Here is a 20,188-nt window from a genome sequence, read left to right on the forward strand (position 1 = left end):
TGTTTTTATACTTAATTTGAACTTGGTTCTGTATTTTTAAAGTTCAGTTTTTTAACCGCAAAATTAGTCTTCTTTATTCCTCAACCAAGCGGCATAGAGGTATAAGATAAATTGAAAACCGAAACGTAATCGAAAAGTTAAAATGAATAAAGAAACTCAAATTAAATTATCCGAAGAAATTATTGAAACTGCGTTTCATTTATTAATTAATAAATTAGCATTTGGGGGATTAACAGCAAAAAACGAAGCTTCGTTTCAACTAGAATTTGGTTATATTTTGAAAACTCTCGGACAGTTATATGAATTTAGGCTTGAAGATAAATTCCATTTAGAATTTGAAACTTATATAGATCTAAATAATGAAAGTATAAAAAGCAAAAGTAATAAAGCGAGAGTTGATTTGTTATTGACATATAAAGACGATGAAACAATTACAAAAACTGCAATTGAACTAAAATTTTTTAAGAAAGGAAATCATAGAGAGCCAAATAATCGATATGATGTTTTTAAAGATATTTCAAATTTAGAATTATATAAAAAGAATGGCATTGATATTTGCTATTTCATATTGGCAACTGATCATTTGCATTATGTAAATCAAGAAAATTATTCAGTCGACACAGCAGATTTTAATTTTAGAGATAATCATAAGTATAAATCTGGAACTGTATTGCAATATAAAACAGGAAAACCATATGGAGAAGATTTAAAACTAAACCAAGATTATGAATTTAAATGGAAGCACATAAATGAGTTTTATTTTTTGAAACTGAAAGTGTAGAAACTTGAAAAAAATAAAAATATAGTCTACAACAGCTACAACAGATTCGGGTAATTGACTTAAAGTGAAGCTGATTGGTCTTTGTGATGATTTGGTAAATCCAAAGGAATAGACTTAATTTAGTTTCAAACCCCTTTAGTACCAGAACTTTCTACACATTTTTACAAAATAATTAATATTAAATGAAAAAAGAACATATTGGTAATGGCGCTCATTGGACAGTTTATAGAATTACAACTGACGAAAAAGACTTATCTACTTCTATAGTTTTTAAACAGCCTCTAAAATATCAAACTTCAGATAAAAACATTGAGAACTATAACTTAGTATTATCAAGTAACTTACCTACACTGTCAAAGTTTTCAAAAAAAAATATTAACGGAGTTGAAGGCATAGAAGCAGAAGATTTAAACCCAAAAAATTGTGATGGTTATTACGTTAGTCCTAATACAGTAAGGACATCTGAAAATTTAGCCAGTTTATTAGTAAAATATATCGATGGTAGTCAACCAATTATACCTGATGAGTATAAAGATGTTATCTTAGACTATATGAAGGATCCTGAAAAAGCAGTTAATGATAGAGATAAATTGCTTGAGATAAAAATTTTAAAAGGCGCGGAAAAATATGTTTATGAAAATAAAATTAGTGTAATTTCAAATTTTAATAGTTTTTTAATTAAGTTAAAAACTGACATGAAAAGAGCATCTGATAATAGAATAGAATTATTTAGTGATGCATTCTTTTTTAGAGTTTCTGAGACAACTAAAGAAATCGACTATAAGATTGCTGATTTTGACTGCATTGTCTCAAAGGAAAAAACTAATATTTCTCCAGTAAATTTGTTAAAGGGAAATATGAGTTATTTTGAAACAGCGCTGATTGAATTTATTGAACTTTTCATCGAAAAAGCTCATAAGGAGGCATACATAACTGAATTGAAAAACGTGAAGTAACAGCTGTTTGACACAATTGCGAGTTTTGTAGTAAGATTACATTTCGCATAAATTTTCTTTAATAGAAATAATCAGTTCCGCAGTTTGCAACTGCGTGCAAAAATAAAAATAGAGAATTTAAAGACATAATGAGATAAATATTGAAAACTATATACAAAAAAATCATATCTGATTTAAATATAAATATTGGAGAAGTAAATTATGAAATTTACTTAGGTGCTGATATTTACTATAAAAAAAATGAAAGTGGTTACTGGGATATACAAATTTATAAAAGGACTCAAGGAACTCCTTTAGAAAAATATATGTTTGTTTCTGCTCTAATTACAATTAAAAGAAAAGAAGACAAATGGTACAAAGATGAAACAGAACCTCTTTCAGTAATTGGTAAACAAATATTACAAGAACTTAGAATTGATCAAACCGAAAAAACAGAGGGGATTATATGTGAAATAATTGATAGCTTGAATTATTCTTTAGAAGTTGATATGATTTTAAAAAAGCAATATTTAACTCATGATGATATTAGAGAACTAATAAAATATTATCAACAAGTCTCTATTGTTCAAAGTATGTTATTTCAGTTTTTAGCAGGAATTTCTGCTCTTAGGCATAATGGTGGTGACACAACCAATTTTCACGAAACTTTCGTTCAAAAAAAAATCTATAATGCTTTTCAAATAATAGATATTTATGAAAAATGTATTAAAAACCAAATCATCTGTAAAAGTGATGTAAAAGAAATATTCAATTTGTTATATCCCAACTTATACAATAAAATAAAAATTATGGAAATAATTTCAAACCAAGACGAAACACAAAATTATGATGTCGCACTTTCATTTGCAGGAGAAGATAGACCAATAGCAAAAAAAATAGCTGACGAATTAACAAAACAACATTACAAGGTTTTCTATGATGAATACGAACAAGCTAGTTTATGGGGCAAAGATTTATATGCACATTTAAATGATGTATATAAAAATCGAGCAAGATATTGTTTAATGATTATTTCCGAAAATTATTCTAAAAAAGTTTGGACCTCTCATGAAAGAAAGGCCGCTCAAACAAAAGCTTTCCTAAACAATAAAGAATACATCTTACCCCTAAGAATAGATGAAACAGAAATAGACGGATTAAATGAAACTGTTGGATATATTGATTTAAAACAAGTTGGTATAGATAAAGCTATAGACTTATTAAAACAGAAATTGAACTCATAAAAACTTTTGCTAAGAGACGTTTATGGTTGTGTTGAATTAGTTGAATTGCTGTTTTGTATCAACTTTTTGAAAAGTAGAAAAATTGAAGTTGACGAACAGCCACCGGCGAGAAAACGTTAGCGGTCAGCATATGGCGAGCCGCTTTGACAAGAATATCAAACTGATAAAGAAACTTATGAAAGACTATGGTTGACTTGAAAGACTTTAAACAAGAAAGTGAATGTATTTACAAAAGTGAGCGTTATTGTGTTCGGGACAACGGAGCAGTATTTCGCTACCCACTTGACGGAAAACGACCAAGACCAACAGACAACAATTGGACTTTTGGCAAACTAAACAATAAGACAGGCTATTTAGAAATTGCTTCTGTTCGAATTCACCGAATAGTTGCGACGGCATTTCATAGCGAACCACCAACAAAGGAACATGTTGTTGATCACATTGACACGAACAAACAAAATAATAGGCCAGGCAATCTACGTTGGGTAACGAGATTAGAAAACATTTTACTTAATCCAATTACAGCAAGACGTATTGAAATTATTTGTGGAAGCGTTGAAGCATTTCTTGCCAATCCTTCAAAATTTCGAGACAAATTTGCAGACCCAAACTATGAGTGGATGTGCACCGTTTCAGCAAAAGAAGCACAAATAAGTTTAGAACGGATGTTGTCCTGGGCAAATAGTTACAAACCACTAAAAGGAGGTTCATTAGGAGAATGGATATTTAATCGAGAGATGGCTGAAACTCCACCTCCCGTACAACCCAATTACATGATGTCGAAAACTCCTAATGCAGCACAACGTATTATTTTTCTTAATGATAAGCCAAACGAATTTCCGAGTACACCACAAGTGTTTGATGGTGATCCATTGACAGCATATTTTGATAGTTTGATTGCTGGAGCGCCATTCTTTAGAAACCATAATGGAGAATATATAGTCGTAAAAAGGGGATTTTCAAAAGATAAGAAGACACTTTATGTAATGACAAAGGCTGCTTATGTATGGATAGAAGACAAGGATGGAGAACATGTGCCTGTCCCTATAGATGAACTTACGGAAGAAGATTCTGTTGAGGATTTGCCTCATTCACTTACGGAAGTAACTTATGAAGATGGTTTATTTGTGCATGCAAAGATGGAGCTAGGGTTTCATCCTATAGAAGAGTTGGAAGAATTATACAACAGCTATACTCAAGAGCTGTAATGGATTGGTGGATATATATTTGATGGTTTAAAATAAAATGAGAGAGATAATTGGACAAAATTCGATCGATTGTAAATTAAAAAACTAGATTATAATATGGCAAGATCTGATGATGGGTGTTTTGGAATTTTCGGTGCGATCGTTATTATAATACTTGTAATTGTCGAAACATTCAAAGGTAATTTTATCCCAATACTGATTATTGCGGGTATTTTTTTACTATTCAAAATATTTATATGGTGGTCAGAACTAAAGCGTAAAAATGATCAAATAAGGACAGAAGGTGGAAAAGAAAATAATTATGGACCATATTTACTAGGAATAATAATTTTGGGCGGAATTCTGGTAAACATTTATTTTAAAAATAATCATCGAAGCACTAATACAGAATCCATTGTATCGGACCCTTATCCGATTTCGCAGCCTACAATAACGAAAACAGAAATCAAAAAAGAGATCCCAAAAGAAATCTTGTGGAGTCAAAAAAGCTTTGGTAACACTGAGTTTCAACTTCCGGAGAATATGTTTTTTAAAGAAAGTTTATCAAATTCAGAAAGCCAAGTCTACATTGATGACTCTCAATATTTGTCGCTAACAATAACAGGGAAATTTTTGGATGAAGAAAGCAAAGATAAAAGAATAGATGATTTTAGCGAGAATTTAAAAGCCTTCGCAGAATCATTTAACGAAAATAATAGACGAAATTTTGATGATTTCAAACTTGAAAATTATGAAATTACAAGTTTTGGAAATGTAAGGGCAATAAAAATTCAGCAAACTTCATCAAAAGTTTCAGGAAAAAATATTGAAATCTTAGTGACTAGCTATGAAGTTATTGCTAATCCTTATTATTATGATATTACATTTTCATATCCTAAAGACAGTGTTAAATTCATTGACACTTTTGAAAAAATTAGTAAGTTATTTGTCTTTACTAAATTGCCAAACAATAATCAGGTTGAAATGGAAACTTCCGCTGATTTGGGACCTGGATATTATGTCGTGGTAAGCAACCTGATTGACAAAATTTATTTTTATGACAAACCAGACGACACTTTTATTCGAAAAGCTTTCTTAGTGGGCGATGAAAAAGTTTTTGTTGAAAAAATTTCAAACAGTTTTGGATATATTGAGTTTAAAAATAATCGTGGTTTAATAAGTAAAGGTTGGGTAAAATTAAAATACTTAGATAAAATAAATTAGAAAGTATCACGTAAAAAACGAGTAATTATACTTGCGGAATTCATTCGTTAAAGAACTACTTTGTCAAAAAAATTGCAGAAAACTTAAATTATCAAAAACAAGTTAAGAATTAAATTACTACAGACATTAATTTGAATTCTAATCATAATACACAAAATATGAAATATATGCTTACTGGGATAGAAGTTCATCCTGATTTAGGTTTTGGAATTACAGCCGACTCGTATTATCACAGTGCTGAACATTTAATGACAAATCATTTTGAACATTATGATTTGACACAACAAGTAGAAATGCCTCAAAATTTTCTATTTAGACATTCTATAGAATTATATCTAAAATCTCTAATAATAATTTTCCATAAAGAGCTTAATATTGATTATGGAAACGTAGCTTTCGATAGTGATGATCCAGAAGCTTTTGTCGATGGAAAATGGAGAAAACTGTATTCTTCTCACTTTATAGACAAACTCTACGATTATTGGTTAAACAATTTACTTCTTCCAAACATTCAAAAACTGACTGATTTAGCTCCTAAAGGTGATTGGCAAGAATATAAAAAAATAACAACTCTATTTAGGATAATTTCAAAATACGATCAGGATAGTTCTTATTTCAGATACCCAATAACTAAAAATTCAGCCTTAGATAATGAAAAAAACACAATGCAAAAATTTAAAGCAAAGGACAATATCGAGGATTTGATAAATGAGATGCAAGAAAAAAATGGAGATAAAAAAGGTAACTTAACAATGCTTGTTTTTGACAATCAAGATAATATAATTGAAGCTTTTCACAAAGCAGATAATGTTCTTCCAGAAGTTAGAGATGCATTATATGAAGTTGCATCGTACTTCCATGGAATCCACATAATGACTAGAGTTACTCTATGTGGAGGAATGTAAATAATATTAACTGAGCTTTTAAAATACTTGGCTTACAAACAGTGCATTTTATGACGAGATTGAGTCTCCTTTATATTTTTATACAATACTATGATTGGATGAAGAGGATTTATGTTATTATCAAAAAAATCAAATAGTGACTAAACGACATTTTTTAAATAAGTATACAGTATATTGTTAACTCAAGGGCTTTTTTTAAAGTCAGTTAGGATCTCAAACGGGTATTTATATGAAATTAATTCTTTTATTAAAGAATTAATTTACAATTCTAAATATCGTATCTAGAATCTGTAAATAAATAAAATAAATAAAAATCAATAAAATGGAAAGAAAAGCAATTTCAATGTCCCATAACATGAAAGGTATATTAGATGATGACTATACTTTATATAATGATGGGACAATATTACATCTATACGATAAACATACTTATCCTGGTGGGCAAAATATTGAAGAATACCTAACAGTTGCTGATTTGTCACAAGCCTTAAAGCAACGACTTTTTAATTCGGCCAAAGAGGAAGATAAAGAATTAGTTCGTGTAGTATTAGATTTGTAAAAATGATACATTAGGACGATCTTATATTTCTTGAGTAATAAATATTTACATTGTAAATAATATTAATACCAAACATAATAAATATGAAACAAACCGAAAAATTAGATTTATTACTTCGAGAACTTTACAAACACAAATTTGATGGGCATGTTCATTCTTTAACGCAAATATGTGAAGAGAAGGATCTCCCAATAGAACCACACAATGAAGTGAGATTGTTAGCTCATAGATTGATAGACGACGGATTTATTACTGGAAATTTTACATTGGATGATTGTTTAGCAGAGATTACTAGCTATGGTGTAGAATATTGTGAGGATGATTCCTATACTTATAAAGGTTCTTCTCTTATTACAAATAACTATATTTCTATTTCTAACAGTCCAAATAGCAATATAGTTTCAGAATCAAAAAATGTTACTATTAATTTTACCAATTATTCAAGTATAAAAGGAAAAATTAGCGAGATAAAAGATGCAATAAATTCTGCGACTTTAGATGATGAGACTAGAACTGATTTATTAGATTGTTTAGAGGAGGTTGAGACGTCAATTGATGCTGGTAAAAAGCCTAAATTTTCCATGAAGCAATTAATAGAAATAGGCGCAAATGTTTCAGGAATTACTTCATTAATAGTTGAATTAAGCCAATTACTTTAAGAAAGTAAAATTAAATTCAATTTTAGCAGTAAATACTTTTGATACCTGAAAAATGTACAGATAAAAAGGGTTTATAAGCTAAATTCAGTTAGTTGAATAAATTAGTTAAAAAGGCTTTTTAGACTGTCTGAAAATAAAAATAAAATCGAAATATTATAAAAATGAAATTATATATAGACGAAAGTGGAAACACAGGCGAAACGTTGAGCCAAGATGGAAATTTTAATTTTGCTGACCAACCATTTTATGTGCTTTCGGGCTTATTAATTAATGATACGGCTAAAGTCGCTCTGGAATCATTCATTTCTCAATTGAAGGTAAAATATCATATACAAGGAAACGAGCTCAAATCAAAAGGAATTTATAAAACTAAATCTAACTTTTTAAAAGAGTTAGTTGATTATTTAACGGATAAAAAAATTCCAGTATTTACGGAATTAATGGATAAACTATATTATCTCGATACTCAGTTAATTGAATATTTTATTGTTCCTTATTATTCTTTGGAATTTAATAACTTAAATATTGAGAAGAAGAGAATAATTTCTGCTGAACTTGGGAAATTTTTAAATCAAGATATTTATGATAAATTTCTAAATGCAATTAAAATTAATTCGCATGAGTCATTAGAAGAATTTTATGAGGTTTTAATTAATCACTTTGATGCAATAAATGAGAATGCATTGAAAAAAAATGTTGAATTAACTAAAGAGGACTATTTTGACGAAAAAGCAATAAATCCAGAAGCTGCATTGCGTAAATTTTTCCCAATACCTGATGAAAACCCAAACAATCGACTAATACATCTTTTACCGAATTATAATGCGTTCACTAATTTAATTGGCAGAGTCCAGAAATATGTTATTGATTTCACAAGTAAAGATTATTTTGATATAATACATGATGAACAAAAGCAATTTGATGTCATTTATATTAAAACTATTCAATCGATGATGCAATTAAATTTAGATTCAATTGTTGAGAATACTCAACTTGCATCAAAAGGCACATTTAATTTAAATGAAAGTATTAGCTTAAGTTTTATAGATTCGAAAACTGATATATCAATTCAGGTTGCTGACTTACTTTCAGGTTTTATTATGAGATTTTGGTTAGATTTCAAAAATGGCAACAAAATTAATGTAGAAAAATATTTGCCACTGATGATAAAATTGAATCATCCACTTCCTGGCTCATCAATTGGTATAAATTATATGGTTCCTTATTTCGATCATACAGATATTACAAAAAAAATGATAGAAACTGCTATGTCTAAAAATGCTTTGTAAATTGTAAAAATTGTATAGAAATAAAAAGTAAAAAATGAAAATAGATCATAATAAGATTGAAAGTTTGCTGATTGAAATTCATAAATCAAATTATTACATAATGCCCCTTGCAGATGATTTTCAGTCAAATGAAGAATACAAATTATATGTAAATCATATTGAAATTATGATTGAAGAATTGGGACTAATAAACAATTTTGAAAGTAAAAAATCAACATTATATCTTACAAAATTTGGGAGAAATGTTATTGTTAACTACGGAGGCTGGATCAAATATTTAGAACATGAGGCAAAAGTTCAAGATAGAGTTGAATTGAAAGCTCAATATGATTTAAAAATATCAAAATATTTAGCCAAAACGAGATTTTGGCCTTTAATCATTTCCATAATAAGTTTATTGCTAACTATTGGAAATATGTTGCTATAAAAATTTGAAGTAAATTTAATAAAGGAGTTTGTAGATTTAAATTTTATTATAAAAACAAAAACTAGATTTAAAATAAAGGGATACAATTTGTATCCCTTTGTTGTTAACAAATAATTTGTTCTAACTTTTCTAATAATTTAATAATATCCAGTGATTCTTTAGATTTAGGAATTCCGTTCCAATTCCAAGGGTCTTCGACAGCTTCTATTTTTAGTAATAGTTTTTGAACTTCTTTGATTTTAAGTCGGTCTAATTCACCGGATTTAATTGTGTCTTTACAGTATCTTATAGCATTATGCTTTATATAATTACTGAAGTATTTCTTCTGAGATTCGATTTGAATCTTAATAAAATTTAAACTCATATTTCTTTTTTTAAAATTAAGTAGTAAAGGTATTTTATCAGTTAATTTTAAAAAAGGACACAAAAAATCGAGTAAATATTTTATTGTTATTAGATCATATATATGTGATTAATACTTGATTTTTAGATGTTTGATTTTTAAATAAGATTAAGCTTTTTAAATTTTGTATTTTATGCAGTTAAAGGATATTAATAAAACCAAAAGTTTTATTCTTCTTTTATTTCTATATTTTTCTTTATCTCTTTAATAAAATAGGAGGTAGTTATGCCGGTTCTGGCATAAAAAGCATTTGTAAAACGCTGGATAGTGCTAAAACCAACTTCCTCTGCTAGCGCCTTATTGGTATAATTCTGAAACATTTTGTCCTGTTTCATAAGGTTGATAATGTAATCTATTTTTAGATCATTTACATAGTCAGTAAATTTCTTGCCACGAAAATGGTATACTATTTTATATAAATAATTAATATTGGTATTAAAAGAAACTGCAAGTTTTGCAAGAGTCACATTCTTTTCAAGAAACTTTTTTTCTTTTTCAAATTTCTCCAATTTTAAAAGAAGCGAAGAGATAGTATCCTGGCTGATGTCTTCGATGCTGTTGGTGGGAGTTTTATTATCTGTTTTTGTCTCTGCTTTTTTCTCCATTAACTCGATAAAATTTTGTTTGTATTTGCTTTTATTTCTTTTATATCTGTAAAAAATAAATAAGAAAGCAAGTAGCAATCCGGTAACGATAAGAGTAAAAATTAGGTCATTATATTTTCTTAACTCAAGGGAATACTCAATATTTTTCATTTCCTTCAATATTTTCTGACTGTCATAGTCATTGTAGATTCTGCCGGTTAAATATTGATATCGATTATCAAGAATACTATCGGCCTTAAGCATCCTTTTTATATAATGGAGCTGCTCGTTAAGGTCTTTTTTTGATTTGTAGTAATCAATTAGTAATTGATAATTTTCTATAAGATCAGGACGTATGTATTTTTTATCACCGAAAATTTTGTCGACCTTCTTAAAATAGGGTAGTGCCTTTTGAAACTTATCAAGCTTCCAGTAACTTTTACCTATATAAAAATATCCTACAGATTCATTGGCAAAATCCTTTGATTCCTTAAGAGGATTAATTACAGACGTAATTTTCTCAATCGACGTTTGATAGTTACCCTTGAAATATTGATTGATACCTTCAGAGTGAATAAAATAAATGTCCATTTCATTATTATTGAGTTTTTTCCCCTCTGCAAGTCCTTTTTTGTTCATTTCTGTACATAAGCCGTAATTTCCAATCCTATTATAACAAAGTCCAAGGGAATGGACTGAGTTTAGATATGGTCTTGAATCTTCATCCTTATAATAGTCTATGCATTCTTTAAACAATGAAATAGCCTCATTATAGAAGCCCAAATAGTATTTAATATGAGCAATATTATATTTCACTTTATGAACTAAATATTCATCGCGGGTTTGGGAAATGAACTTATTTGCAATTAAGTAATTATCCAGAGCAGATTTATGCTGTTTCATACCATAGTAAGCAATCCCTTTAGTTAAATAGGCGGAACCGATTAGAGCATTATCGTCCGTTTGTTTTGCTGTATAGATCATGCTGTCTGCATAGACCAGCTTTAAATTGTCTTTTGAGTAATGCAGATAATTTTTATATCCATTTATAATCTCCTCAGAGTTCTCTTCGGATTTCGCTTTATAAAGAAAAGATTTTAAGTAAAGAGCCTGGATTTTGGAATTTTTATGAGAATCCTCGATACGTTGAAAAAGGTAATCATAGTCTTTGTTTTGAATTGTATCAGGAATTTGAATTGCAGTTTTCTGGCCATAAAGATTAACTGCCAAAGATAGATAGATTATTAAATAAAGTGTTTTGATCATAGTAGTGGATTATAGGTTAAGAGATACCATTTGCTTTTTTATATGCTGTTAAAATAAATGTCAGATATAAAAAAAGGATCTCAAATTTAATATAAACAATTGAAAATGAGCGCTTTTTTGGATGTAAAATGGTGTGTTGATTTTAGTAAAATCCACACTTTTATTTTCTAAAATCCACAAGTAATGTGTTGTGTATAAAAAATAGTGCGTCTAGATTTGCTTTGAATTCAAAAGCAAAAAATTTAGCATCGTGCTAAATAATAGTTCTGCTGACCCGGGTGAAATGAACTGAGAATTATTTCTCATTCACATTCAAATAATCTTAATCATGAAAAAGTTATCATTATGCAACGTTTTCTTTTGTATGTTAGTTTCATGTTCAACAGAATCAGATATAGAATTATCTGACAATCCATCTAACAACACTAGTACATCAAAAAAGTCTTCTATTCTATCAGGCAATCAATCAAACCCATTTGATGGGGATGGTAAAAAATACGATGATGCACTTCTTTCTTATTTACAAAATAATGAAGCCCCAGATACGATAGAAGAATTAACCGCTCAAATTCAATTTATTTCAGAAGAGTATACAACTTCAAATAATAATTTGACCATTACCCCTGAGCATGTTTCTTTAATTATGAATGACCCGATAAATAAATTATTAGGAACTATTGAGAATTCCTCTTTAGGTATGCAGGCGAAGGCAGAAGTTGTAGGTTTCATTGAAAATTTAATTGATCTTCAGGAAGAAGAATATGAGCAAATTTATAATTACATCATTTCTTATGAAACGCAGGTAATTGCTAATACAGAATTGAGTACCGAAGAAAAGCAAAGCATTCTTATTATTTCCTCAATTTCAACCTACGCACTTGAAGGAGAATCAAAACGGAAAGATAAAGATTGGGAAACATCAGTAGGCAACAGAGAACCAAAACCGTTTTTCGATTATAATCAGACGCCCCTTATTTCTCTCATTGCATTGCTTGATGCAATCATTTAGCTCAGTTTTTGTGATGAAATAAAGACTCATTTTAGAGGCTAGAGAAAACCTATTTATGTGAGTCTTTATTTCATCTTAAAACCTTCTAATTAGGATGAAACTTTTGCCAGTATTATAACTCTAATCCCAGAAAATCCAAACTTATTTATCTATAATAGAAATCAATACCTGTTTCTTGTCATTTAGAAGGGGTTTTATGCTGTCTCTTAAGGGTAAGATATCAGTATTATTTCTGCTTTTATAAGATGTTTTTTTGAACTATTCTAAACATGATCAAAGATTTAATAAATATTGAACTAAAAGACCTGCCTGTTGAAGGTTTGGATATTCACATCATCAAAAAATATGTGATTAAAACGAGTAGTGATGAATCCTTCATTGTCAATAATTTTTCAATACTGCTTATAAAATCAGGTAAGTTTAAAATTCAGCTAAAAGAAATTACACAGGAATTAACGGCAAGAGATTTAATGATTATTCCTAAAAATTCTTTTTGTACGCTATTGGAAGTTCATGATAAAATGCAATTATTTTTAATTTCATTCACGTCAGATTTTGTCTTTAAAAATTCTTTAAAGAAAGAATTAGTGGAATCTTTTTATTTTTTGATTGCAAAATCTTCAATGAAAATTCAACTGGAAGAAAAGGACTTTTTAGTACTGTCGCTCATTTATAAACTTATTTATTTAGTTATTAAGGATGTGGAAAAAAGTGTTTTTGATCAGGAATTACAGCGTATCAGTTTTAATCTATTTCTATATGAACTAAAACAGATATATGTAAGATACAATAATGATTTAATACTAAATCTAGCAAGAAAGGAAAGCCTTACAATTGAGTTTCTTACCATTGTTACAATTCATTGTATGAAACATCACAGCGTGAAGTTTTACGCGGGATCTTTATTTGTTACCTCTGGATATTTAAGTAAAATAGTTAAACAAACAACAGGAAAAACTCTTAAAGGGATAATTGCAGATGCTATCATTATTGAAGCCAAGAATCTTCTCGAAGATTTGCATTTAACAATTACTATGATTGCTGAAGAATTGGAATTTAGCGATGCATATACTTTTAGTAAATTTTTCAAAAAACATACTTCCATTTCGCCATCTGAATATCGTTCGAATACTATCGAGAGGTTCAAGAACCGTTAGTTTTCGTTGCACTAAATGTAAATTAAAACAACAGTATGATGATTAGTATGTATCCTTTAGAATGGTTAGACTCTCTGATATTGTATACTTTTAATCCAAAGAAGACAAATGTCAAAATGCTGTCAAAGAGTGAATTATTTCTAATATCTGAAAATGTTTTAAAAGAATCACAAAAGGTTCAAATTCAACTTAAAAAAGAGGTTTTTTCTTTACATAAGAAGAGACATATTCGACTGCTGGTACGCAAATACCACTCAACGTTAATATTTCTTCTCGACAATATAGTAGAGAATCAGCAGGATGAAATGCTAAAATCAAGCGCAGTTTTAAAAATTGTGGATTTAATAATAAACAGTTTAGATGAACTTCTTTCGTTTGTTGAAAATAGATACTCCAATTATTTAAGTCTTGATGAAAGAGCGCCAGTGACTTATTTAATAGTTTCCAGAAAAGAATTGCTTTTAAGATTGGAGAGGCTCAAAAAAAGAAAAATAAGTGATAGTTCAGATCAGAAAGTGATGGAAATTATAATTGATGTTCTTTCCGAAACAATCCAATCCGGTATGGGGCATAAAATTACCTATAGACAGATTTTTTATCAAAAAGAACTTTTGAAGAGCTTAGAAATATTTGCAGAGACAAATGAAAGATCAAATTTTTATTCCGGTCTGCATGAAGTATTAATAGCGCAAAATTTTAACTGTCATAAATACATAAATCATTTTATTGATCAAATTTCCATTGAACTTAATTCTCAGGATAATTTGAAAAGTAAGATGAGTGAACTTCTCTTTTATTATAAGGAGTTCAGTCAGTTGTTATCGAATGAAAAGGGAACGTTTGATCCGAGTCAGCAAAATATTAAATATGTATTAGAAAATTGGTTTAAACATGAGATCGCTTATTTAGAAAGAAAAATAGAGTTGTCTTTAGAAACTGATGACATGATAATCAGCAGTTTTCAAATGAATAAGCAGAATAAGATTGAATGTATTTTATCAACAGATCAAATGGCCCTGATATTAAGGGCTGGCGATGAGTCCAGAATTTTGAAGGCAAAATCAATGAGCCATGTTTTTAAAACGATTGTTCCACATCTTGCAACTTCACAAAAAAAAGATTTGTCATATAATGCTATGCGCAGCAAATCGTATGTGGCAGAAGAAAGGGATAAGGAAATTGCGATTAAAACATTAGAACGTATAATAAAACATATAAAGGAGTATTAATAACTAAATATTAAAACATGAAAAAAGCAGTAAAAATTTTATTAGGATTAAGTCTTATATTAGCAGGATGTAATAGTAAGAGCTTAGATAACAAGACAGCAGCAGATCTTATAATTCAAAAATATAAGTATCCTAAAGTTGTGTATTATGATGTATTCTGCGGTGATCCCGTACATGCGCGCAGAGCAATTGATGCAGGATTGGAAGAAAAAGGACTAGTGACTGTGGATCGAACGCAAAAACTAAAGGATATTGGAAACCCTTTAATTCATTTTACCGATTCGGCTAAGCCTTATTTATTAGAAACTCCTAAAGAGGACAGACAATACAATATTCAAAGAGTAAAGGTTGCTGATGAAAAATTTGGCAAAATTACCAGGATTCTATCCAATACCTCTAATAAAGAAATAACCATTGTAGAGTATACCATAGTACGGGATAAAAATGACTTTGGGCCATTATGGCAAAATTTAGATAATAATAGCAAGCGTAAAGAATATTTTTATTTTACGGATAACGGCTGGCAGATTATCGACAAGTCAGATGTAGAGCTTATGAATTTCAAAGTATATTAAAATTAGTCACTTCAATGAAACGATAAAATTTTAAAATTTCAATTTTTATACATGTAACCAGCCTCTTTTTTTAGAGGTTTTTTTATTGATTTTACTGAAAAAATTGAGGGTACAACTGGGGTACAACAAAAGTTGTACTTGTAGAAAATTTATTCAATTTGTTCCTTTGGTCTGTAGAATAAATCATATCAAAATTGGTAACGGTTTTTATGCATAGGATGAAAAGGATGTTGAATGATTAATGGAAAGGCTATGTTTACGAATATTTCATGGAGCAATTATATAATTGCCGTTTGTGTGCTGGTATTTATCTGGTACCTGGTTGTTGGATTTAAGTTTTATTTTTTTGATTTCAAACAGATTATTTCAGGTGAACAAAAAATTAAATTTCTAAACTTTAGAAATAAAAATGAAAGTCAATTTATCTCCAATTCTTCAGGAGAAAACAATTTAAAAGGATCAATATTTTCATCCTATCCAGAATCATTTGACACTCTGGATGATACAGAGGAATTATCAGACAGGCTTACAAAAGCTATTGCTGAAAGTATCGAGCGAAATTTATCTAAGGAAGAGTTTGAAAATTATCTTAGATTATTGCTTTCCGAATACCCGTTTGTAAAGATTTCAGCTTTACGGGAAAATATAAATAAACTTATTGTTTCAGAATCTGAAAAATACCCAAACCTTCTTTTGACATATCCGCAGACCGATAGTTTGTGGGATGATGCTATTTAAACATAAAGAATATAGTGGAGGAATAATCCCTGTTCTCTCTGGTGCGGTATGGCTTAATGTGACAGGAAATAGAGCTGTAACGGTGAGTATTCCTCCGCTTATTATTGAAAATAATCGAAACTTTAAATGATGTGTGATGAGAAAATGTAAAAAGGATCTAAAGTGTTTTTCGAAAGTGAAATTAATATCAGTTCTAGCAGTAATGCTGTTGCTATTTATAAACTTCAAAGGATATGGTCAGGATGGTGTTGCCGGAATAAATGAAGCCAATCAAAAGGTCAGGAGTTACTTTGATGCCGGTACGGAACTTATGTATGCCGTTGGAGCATTACTTGGACTAATTGGTGCAGTGAAAGTGTACCAGAAATGGAATGCTGGCGATCCGGATACTGGTAAAGTTGCTGCTGCCTGGTTTGGGAGCTGTGTTTTTTTAGTTGTGGTGGCTACAGTTATCAAATCCTTTTTTGGAGTTTAAAAATATGAAACTTTGAAAAATGAGCAACAGCGTATACCAAATCAATAAAGGAATTAACCAATCAATTGAGTTTAAAGGGCTAAAAGCTCAGTACATATGGTACTTGGGTGGAGGTATGGTTGGGCTTATGATTCTTTTTGCAATTCTTTTTTTTATTGGAATTCCTTCTCTAATCTGTGTTGCATTTATTGGTGTCGCAGGAACTGTAATGGTTGTCAAAATTTACAAAATGAGCCATCAGTATGGAGAATACGGCATGATGAAAGCCATAGCCAAAAAGCAGATTCCAAAGAATGTAAAAGTCTATAGCAGGAGAATTTTCACTAATGGATAGTTATGGGATCTTAATGGTAAAATTAAGTAGTGATGGAGAAAGTGATAGATGATGTTTTACCAATTATGGACGTTCAGCATGACTGTATCTTGTCCAAGCAGGGAGATGTAACGGTAGTTTTTAAAGCAGAACTTCCTGAGATTTTTACTTTATCGGACCAGGAATATGAGGTGTTTCATCAGAGCTGGATTAAAGCGATTAAAATACTTCCAAAGTTTTGTGTATTCCATAAGCAGGACTGGTTTTTGGAGAGTCAATATAAGGCAGATTTTAGAAATGATGACAGCAGTTTTTTAACCAGAAGCAGTGAGCGGTTTTTTAATGAAAGACCGTTTTTGGATCATTCCTGCTATATTATAATAACTAAAAAACCGATAGGAAGAAAAAACTCAAGTTCGTTATTTTCTAATCTAATCCGAAGTTCCATTGCACCGGAGGAAACACTAAAAACCCAATTGCTTCAAGATTTTATTGACAGCACAGGCCAGTTTAAGAGAATTATGGAAGACAGCGGTTTTGTAAAGCTAACCCGCTTAAGAAACGACAAGCTTAAGAGCCAGAACCGTAATATTGGTCTTGTAGAGAAATATTGTTTTTTATCTGACAATGAAAACTCATTTGTGTATCAGGATATTAAATTTAGTGAAGGATTACAGGTAGGAGATAAGAACTGTCAATTATTTACATTAGGAGACGCTGCTGACTTGCCCGCCCTTTGCGGATCAAGAATCAATTATGACCGGTATTCCACAGATAAAACAAAGTTCAGCGTAGGATTTGCCTCGACTCTTGGACAATTATTATCATGTAATCATATCTATAATCAGTACATCTTCATTGAAGATGCTCAGAAAACCATTCAAAAACTGGAAAGTAAAAGACTGCGATTGCAGTCGTTATCTGCCTATAGCAGGGAGAATCTAATAGCCAGAGATGCTACAAACGATTTTTTAAATGAAGCTATTTCTCAGCAGAGACTTCCAGTTAAAGCGCATTTTAATGTACTGGCCTGGACGTCAGATCTGGAGGAATTAAAGGATATCAAGAACAAAGTATCATCGGCTCTGGCACAGATGGATTCTGCAGCTAAGCAGGAAACAGTAGGAGCACCACAAATTTATTGGGCAGGAATACCCGGCAACGCAGCTGATTTTCCAATGAATGACACCTTTGATACTTTCACCGAGCAGGCTGTCTGTTTTTTAAATATGGAAACAGGTTACAGATCTTCTTTGAGTCCTATGGGAATCCGACTGGGAGATCGGTTAACTGGCAAACCTGTTCATGTCGATATTAGTGATGAACCTGTAAAAATGGGTATATGTACGAATCGCAATAAGTTTATATTGGGGCCATCAGGAAGCGGTAAATCATTTTTTACCAATCATATGGTAAGAAGCTATTATGAGCAGGGAACACATATTGTGCTGGTGGATGTCGGGCACAGTTACAAGGGATTATGTGATATGGTTGGCGGCTATTATTTTACTTATGATGAAAAGAATCCCATCAGGTTCAATCCTTTTTACATCAGCGAAGGGGACAGCCTGGATACAGAGAAAAAAGAAAGCATTAAGACGCTTTTATTGGCTCTTTGGAAAAAAGACGATGAAACTTTCAACAGGAGTGAATATGTTGCTCTGTCAAATTCACTACAATTATACTATGAGAAATTGGAAGCTGATTCTTCAATTTTTCCCTGTTTCAACACCTTTTATGAATTTTTGAAAGATGACTTTGTTCCCATATTGGAAAGTGATAAGGTAAAAGAAAAAGATTTTGATGTCAATAATTTTCTTTACGTGCTCCGTCCGTATTATAAGAACGGTGAGTTTGATTACCTGCTGAATGCGACCGAAAATCTGGAGCTTTTGAAAGAGCGGTTTATAGTTTTTGAACTTGATAATATCAAAGATCACCCTATACTTTTTCCGGTGGTGACGATCATTATTATGGAAGTATTTATCAGTAAAATGCGAAAGCTTAAAGGGATTCGTAAAATGATATTGATCGAAGAGGCGTGGAAAGCAATAGCGAGGGAAGGGATGGCTGAATATATTAAGTATTTGTTCAAGACTGTGCGGAAGTTCTTTGGAGAGGCTATTGTAGTGACTCAGGAGGTTGAAGATATTATTTCTTCGCCTGTAGTCAAACAGGCGATTATCAATAACAGTGACTGCAAGATCCTTTTGGATCAAAGCAAGTATCAAAATAAATTTGATCAGATTCAGGAACTTCTGGGACTCACCGAAAAGGAAAAGGCTTTGGTGCTGTCGGTAAATAAATCCAATGACCCTGATAAAAAATATAAGGAAGTATTTATATCACTGGGAGGAATGCTTTCCAAAGTGTATCGAACGGAAGTTTCGCTTGAAGAGTATCTGGCGTATACAACTGAAGAAAGTGAGAAGGTAAAAGTGAATGCTTATGCTAAAAAGTATGATGGAGACATTAAGAAAGGAATCGCCGCTCTGGCATTTGATATGAGAAATGCAACTTAAATGAAGGAAAAATGAAAACGAAAATGAAATTGATGATTTACGCGCTTTGCTTTTTACTGGTAAGTGCACCTGTCAGACCAGCCGAAACCAATGCTGCAATTCCAATACTCGAGATAGTAAAAGCGGTTACAAAAAAGGTAATAAAAGCTATTGACCTCGGAATCCAACGATTGCAGAATAAAACCATCTGGTTGCAGAATGCACAAAAGCAGGTTGAAAATACACTCTCAAAACTAAAGCTTGATGAGATCTCAAATTGGACAAAAAAACAGCGAGACCTCTATAAAGGCTACTATGAGGAACTTCAGAAAGTAAAATCTATAATTACCTATTATCAGCGAATAAAAGAAATTACAGCTAAGCAGACAAAATTAATTGAAGAATATGAAAGAGCCTGGAACTTGTTTAAACAGGACCGTCATTTTAATGCTTCTGAACTGGAATATATGGAAAAGGTTTATGCTGGAATTCTGGAGGAGAGCATGAAAAATATTGATCAGATATTCTCCATCCTTGAATCTTTTACAACCCAGATGAGTGATCTAAAGAGACTGGAGATTATTAATGATGCAGCTGATCAGATAGATGCCAATTACGATGATCTGACGCTTTTTAATAAACAGAATGTTCTTCTGAGTCTGCAGAGAGCCAAAATCGCCAATGATGTAAATAAAGTCAAACAATTTTACGGAATTCCGTAAACAAAC

General features: G+C 30.7%; 21 protein-coding genes. 19 read left to right on the forward strand and 2 right to left on the reverse strand.

Going from position 1 to position 20,188, the window contains the following annotated elements; translation table 11 throughout:
* Positions 1-142 precede the first annotated feature (142 nt).
* The 10 genes from BUE10_RS19395 to BUE10_RS19440 all read left to right on the forward strand — a co-directional run bounded on the left by BUE10_RS19395 (position 143) and on the right by BUE10_RS19440 (position 9,210).
* Positions 143-781, forward strand: coding sequence for a hypothetical protein (locus tag BUE10_RS19395; protein ID WP_073487800.1), 639 nt, complete (start codon positions 143-145; stop codon positions 779-781).
* A gap of 182 nt (positions 782-963) precedes the next feature.
* Positions 964-1,737 (forward strand): hypothetical protein, encoded by a 774-nt coding sequence (locus BUE10_RS19400; protein ID WP_073487801.1) that lies wholly within the window; start codon positions 964-966, stop codon positions 1,735-1,737.
* Positions 1,738-1,877: 140 nt separating this feature from the next.
* A complete protein-coding gene (locus BUE10_RS19405; protein ID WP_073487803.1) occupies positions 1,878-2,960 on the forward strand; it encodes a toll/interleukin-1 receptor domain-containing protein in 1,083 nt (360 codons plus the stop codon).
* A gap of 194 nt (positions 2,961-3,154) precedes the next feature.
* Complete coding sequence (locus BUE10_RS19410; protein ID WP_200801718.1) at positions 3,155-4,168, forward strand: HNH endonuclease signature motif containing protein; 1,014 nt, start codon at positions 3,155-3,157, stop codon at positions 4,166-4,168.
* 96 nt (positions 4,169-4,264) lie between these two features.
* Complete coding sequence (locus BUE10_RS19415; RefSeq protein ID WP_073487807.1) at positions 4,265-5,371, forward strand: hypothetical protein; 1,107 nt, start codon at positions 4,265-4,267, stop codon at positions 5,369-5,371.
* A gap of 158 nt (positions 5,372-5,529) precedes the next feature.
* Positions 5,530-6,276, forward strand: a complete 747-nt coding sequence (locus BUE10_RS19420; RefSeq protein WP_073487809.1) for a hypothetical protein — start codon at positions 5,530-5,532, stop codon at positions 6,274-6,276.
* A gap of 322 nt (positions 6,277-6,598) precedes the next feature.
* The gene (locus BUE10_RS19425; protein ID WP_073487811.1) at positions 6,599-6,835 is read left to right on the forward strand and encodes a hypothetical protein; all 237 of its coding nucleotides are present in this window, start codon (positions 6,599-6,601) and stop codon (positions 6,833-6,835) included.
* A gap of 83 nt (positions 6,836-6,918) precedes the next feature.
* Positions 6,919-7,494 (forward strand): hypothetical protein, encoded by a 576-nt coding sequence (locus tag BUE10_RS19430; RefSeq protein ID WP_073487813.1) that lies wholly within the window; start codon positions 6,919-6,921, stop codon positions 7,492-7,494.
* Between the two features lie 161 nt (positions 7,495-7,655).
* On the forward strand, positions 7,656-8,783 hold the full coding sequence (locus BUE10_RS19435) for a DUF3800 domain-containing protein (protein ID WP_073487814.1): 1,128 nt from the start codon (positions 7,656-7,658) through the stop codon (positions 8,781-8,783).
* A 34-nt stretch (positions 8,784-8,817) separates the two neighbouring features.
* Positions 8,818-9,210, forward strand: coding sequence for a hypothetical protein (locus tag BUE10_RS19440; protein ID WP_073487816.1), 393 nt, complete (start codon positions 8,818-8,820; stop codon positions 9,208-9,210).
* A 103-nt stretch (positions 9,211-9,313) separates the two neighbouring features.
* Here the strand turns inward: BUE10_RS19440 and BUE10_RS19445 are convergent, their stop codons facing one another.
* Positions 9,314-9,574 (reverse strand): hypothetical protein, encoded by a 261-nt coding sequence (locus BUE10_RS19445; RefSeq protein WP_073487818.1) that lies wholly within the window; start codon positions 9,572-9,574, stop codon positions 9,314-9,316.
* 206 nt (positions 9,575-9,780) lie between these two features.
* Positions 9,781-11,463, reverse strand: a complete 1,683-nt coding sequence (locus tag BUE10_RS19450; RefSeq protein ID WP_073487820.1) for an AraC family transcriptional regulator — start codon at positions 11,461-11,463, stop codon at positions 9,781-9,783.
* Between the two features lie 328 nt (positions 11,464-11,791).
* Between BUE10_RS19450 and BUE10_RS19455 the strand changes: the two genes are divergently transcribed.
* The 9 genes from BUE10_RS19455 to BUE10_RS19495 all read left to right on the forward strand — a co-directional run bounded on the left by BUE10_RS19455 (position 11,792) and on the right by BUE10_RS19495 (position 20,182).
* Positions 11,792-12,472, forward strand: coding sequence for a hypothetical protein (locus BUE10_RS19455; RefSeq protein WP_143187748.1), 681 nt, complete (start codon positions 11,792-11,794; stop codon positions 12,470-12,472).
* Between the two features lie 269 nt (positions 12,473-12,741).
* Positions 12,742-13,629 (forward strand): helix-turn-helix domain-containing protein, encoded by an 888-nt coding sequence (locus tag BUE10_RS19460; protein ID WP_073487824.1) that lies wholly within the window; start codon positions 12,742-12,744, stop codon positions 13,627-13,629.
* 35 nt (positions 13,630-13,664) lie between these two features.
* Positions 13,665-14,858 carry a hypothetical protein gene (locus BUE10_RS19465; RefSeq protein WP_073487825.1) on the forward strand — a complete coding sequence of 398 codons (1,194 nt, stop codon included), beginning with the start codon at positions 13,665-13,667 and terminating at the stop codon, positions 14,856-14,858.
* 17 nt (positions 14,859-14,875) lie between these two features.
* On the forward strand, positions 14,876-15,433 hold the full coding sequence (locus tag BUE10_RS19470; protein WP_073487827.1) for a hypothetical protein: 558 nt from the start codon (positions 14,876-14,878) through the stop codon (positions 15,431-15,433).
* A gap of 234 nt (positions 15,434-15,667) precedes the next feature.
* On the forward strand, positions 15,668-16,171 hold the full coding sequence (locus BUE10_RS19475) for a hypothetical protein (protein WP_073487829.1): 504 nt from the start codon (positions 15,668-15,670) through the stop codon (positions 16,169-16,171).
* A 202-nt stretch (positions 16,172-16,373) separates the two neighbouring features.
* A complete protein-coding gene (locus BUE10_RS19480) occupies positions 16,374-16,646 on the forward strand; it encodes a DUF4134 domain-containing protein (RefSeq protein WP_410503646.1) in 273 nt (90 codons plus the stop codon).
* Positions 16,647-16,665: 19 nt separating this feature from the next.
* The gene (locus BUE10_RS19485) at positions 16,666-16,980 is read left to right on the forward strand and encodes a DUF4133 domain-containing protein (RefSeq protein WP_073487833.1); all 315 of its coding nucleotides are present in this window, start codon (positions 16,666-16,668) and stop codon (positions 16,978-16,980) included.
* A 32-nt stretch (positions 16,981-17,012) separates the two neighbouring features.
* Positions 17,013-19,481, forward strand: a complete 2,469-nt coding sequence (locus BUE10_RS19490) for a TraG family conjugative transposon ATPase (RefSeq protein WP_073487836.1) — start codon at positions 17,013-17,015, stop codon at positions 19,479-19,481.
* Positions 19,482-19,492: 11 nt separating this feature from the next.
* Positions 19,493-20,182, forward strand: coding sequence for a conjugal transfer protein TraI (locus BUE10_RS19495; protein WP_073487839.1), 690 nt, complete (start codon positions 19,493-19,495; stop codon positions 20,180-20,182).
* The last annotated feature ends 6 nt before the right edge of the window (positions 20,183-20,188 follow it).

Source organism: Flavobacterium sp. CF108 (assembly GCF_900129795.1).
Lineage (GTDB): Bacteria > Bacteroidota > Bacteroidia > Flavobacteriales > Flavobacteriaceae > Flavobacterium.

What these genes read in the sequence shown, in the direction of transcription:
- BUE10_RS19475 (WP_073487829.1), top strand. Translation starts at nt 15,668, where the DNA reads ATGATTAATGGAAAGGCTATGTTTACGAATATTTCATGGAGCAATTAT.
- BUE10_RS19400 (WP_073487801.1), top strand. Translation starts at nt 964, where the DNA reads ATGAAAAAAGAACATATTGGTAATGGCGCTCATTGGACAGTTTATAGA.
- BUE10_RS19490 (WP_073487836.1), top strand. Translation starts at nt 17,013, where the DNA reads ATGGAGAAAGTGATAGATGATGTTTTACCAATTATGGACGTTCAGCAT.
- BUE10_RS19435 (WP_073487814.1), top strand. Translation starts at nt 7,656, where the DNA reads ATGAAATTATATATAGACGAAAGTGGAAACACAGGCGAAACGTTGAGC.
- BUE10_RS19460 (WP_073487824.1), top strand. Translation starts at nt 12,742, where the DNA reads ATGATCAAAGATTTAATAAATATTGAACTAAAAGACCTGCCTGTTGAA.
- BUE10_RS19445 (WP_073487818.1), bottom strand. Translation starts at nt 9,574, where the DNA reads ATGAGTTTAAATTTTATTAAGATTCAAATCGAATCTCAGAAGAAATAC.
- BUE10_RS19440 (WP_073487816.1), top strand. Translation starts at nt 8,818, where the DNA reads ATGAAAATAGATCATAATAAGATTGAAAGTTTGCTGATTGAAATTCAT.
- BUE10_RS19415 (WP_073487807.1), top strand. Translation starts at nt 4,265, where the DNA reads ATGGCAAGATCTGATGATGGGTGTTTTGGAATTTTCGGTGCGATCGTT.
- BUE10_RS19495 (WP_073487839.1), top strand. Translation starts at nt 19,493, where the DNA reads ATGAAAACGAAAATGAAATTGATGATTTACGCGCTTTGCTTTTTACTG.
- BUE10_RS19430 (WP_073487813.1), top strand. Translation starts at nt 6,919, where the DNA reads ATGAAACAAACCGAAAAATTAGATTTATTACTTCGAGAACTTTACAAA.
- BUE10_RS19395 (WP_073487800.1), top strand. Translation starts at nt 143, where the DNA reads ATGAATAAAGAAACTCAAATTAAATTATCCGAAGAAATTATTGAAACT.
- BUE10_RS19420 (WP_073487809.1), top strand. Translation starts at nt 5,530, where the DNA reads ATGAAATATATGCTTACTGGGATAGAAGTTCATCCTGATTTAGGTTTT.
- BUE10_RS19455 (WP_143187748.1), top strand. Translation starts at nt 11,792, where the DNA reads ATGAAAAAGTTATCATTATGCAACGTTTTCTTTTGTATGTTAGTTTCA.
- BUE10_RS19425 (WP_073487811.1), top strand. Translation starts at nt 6,599, where the DNA reads ATGGAAAGAAAAGCAATTTCAATGTCCCATAACATGAAAGGTATATTA.
- BUE10_RS19470 (WP_073487827.1), top strand. Translation starts at nt 14,876, where the DNA reads ATGAAAAAAGCAGTAAAAATTTTATTAGGATTAAGTCTTATATTAGCA.
- BUE10_RS19465 (WP_073487825.1), top strand. Translation starts at nt 13,665, where the DNA reads ATGATGATTAGTATGTATCCTTTAGAATGGTTAGACTCTCTGATATTG.
- BUE10_RS19485 (WP_073487833.1), top strand. Translation starts at nt 16,666, where the DNA reads ATGAGCAACAGCGTATACCAAATCAATAAAGGAATTAACCAATCAATT.
- BUE10_RS19480 (WP_410503646.1), top strand. Translation starts at nt 16,374, where the DNA reads ATGCTGTTGCTATTTATAAACTTCAAAGGATATGGTCAGGATGGTGTT.
- BUE10_RS19450 (WP_073487820.1), bottom strand. Translation starts at nt 11,463, where the DNA reads ATGATCAAAACACTTTATTTAATAATCTATCTATCTTTGGCAGTTAAT.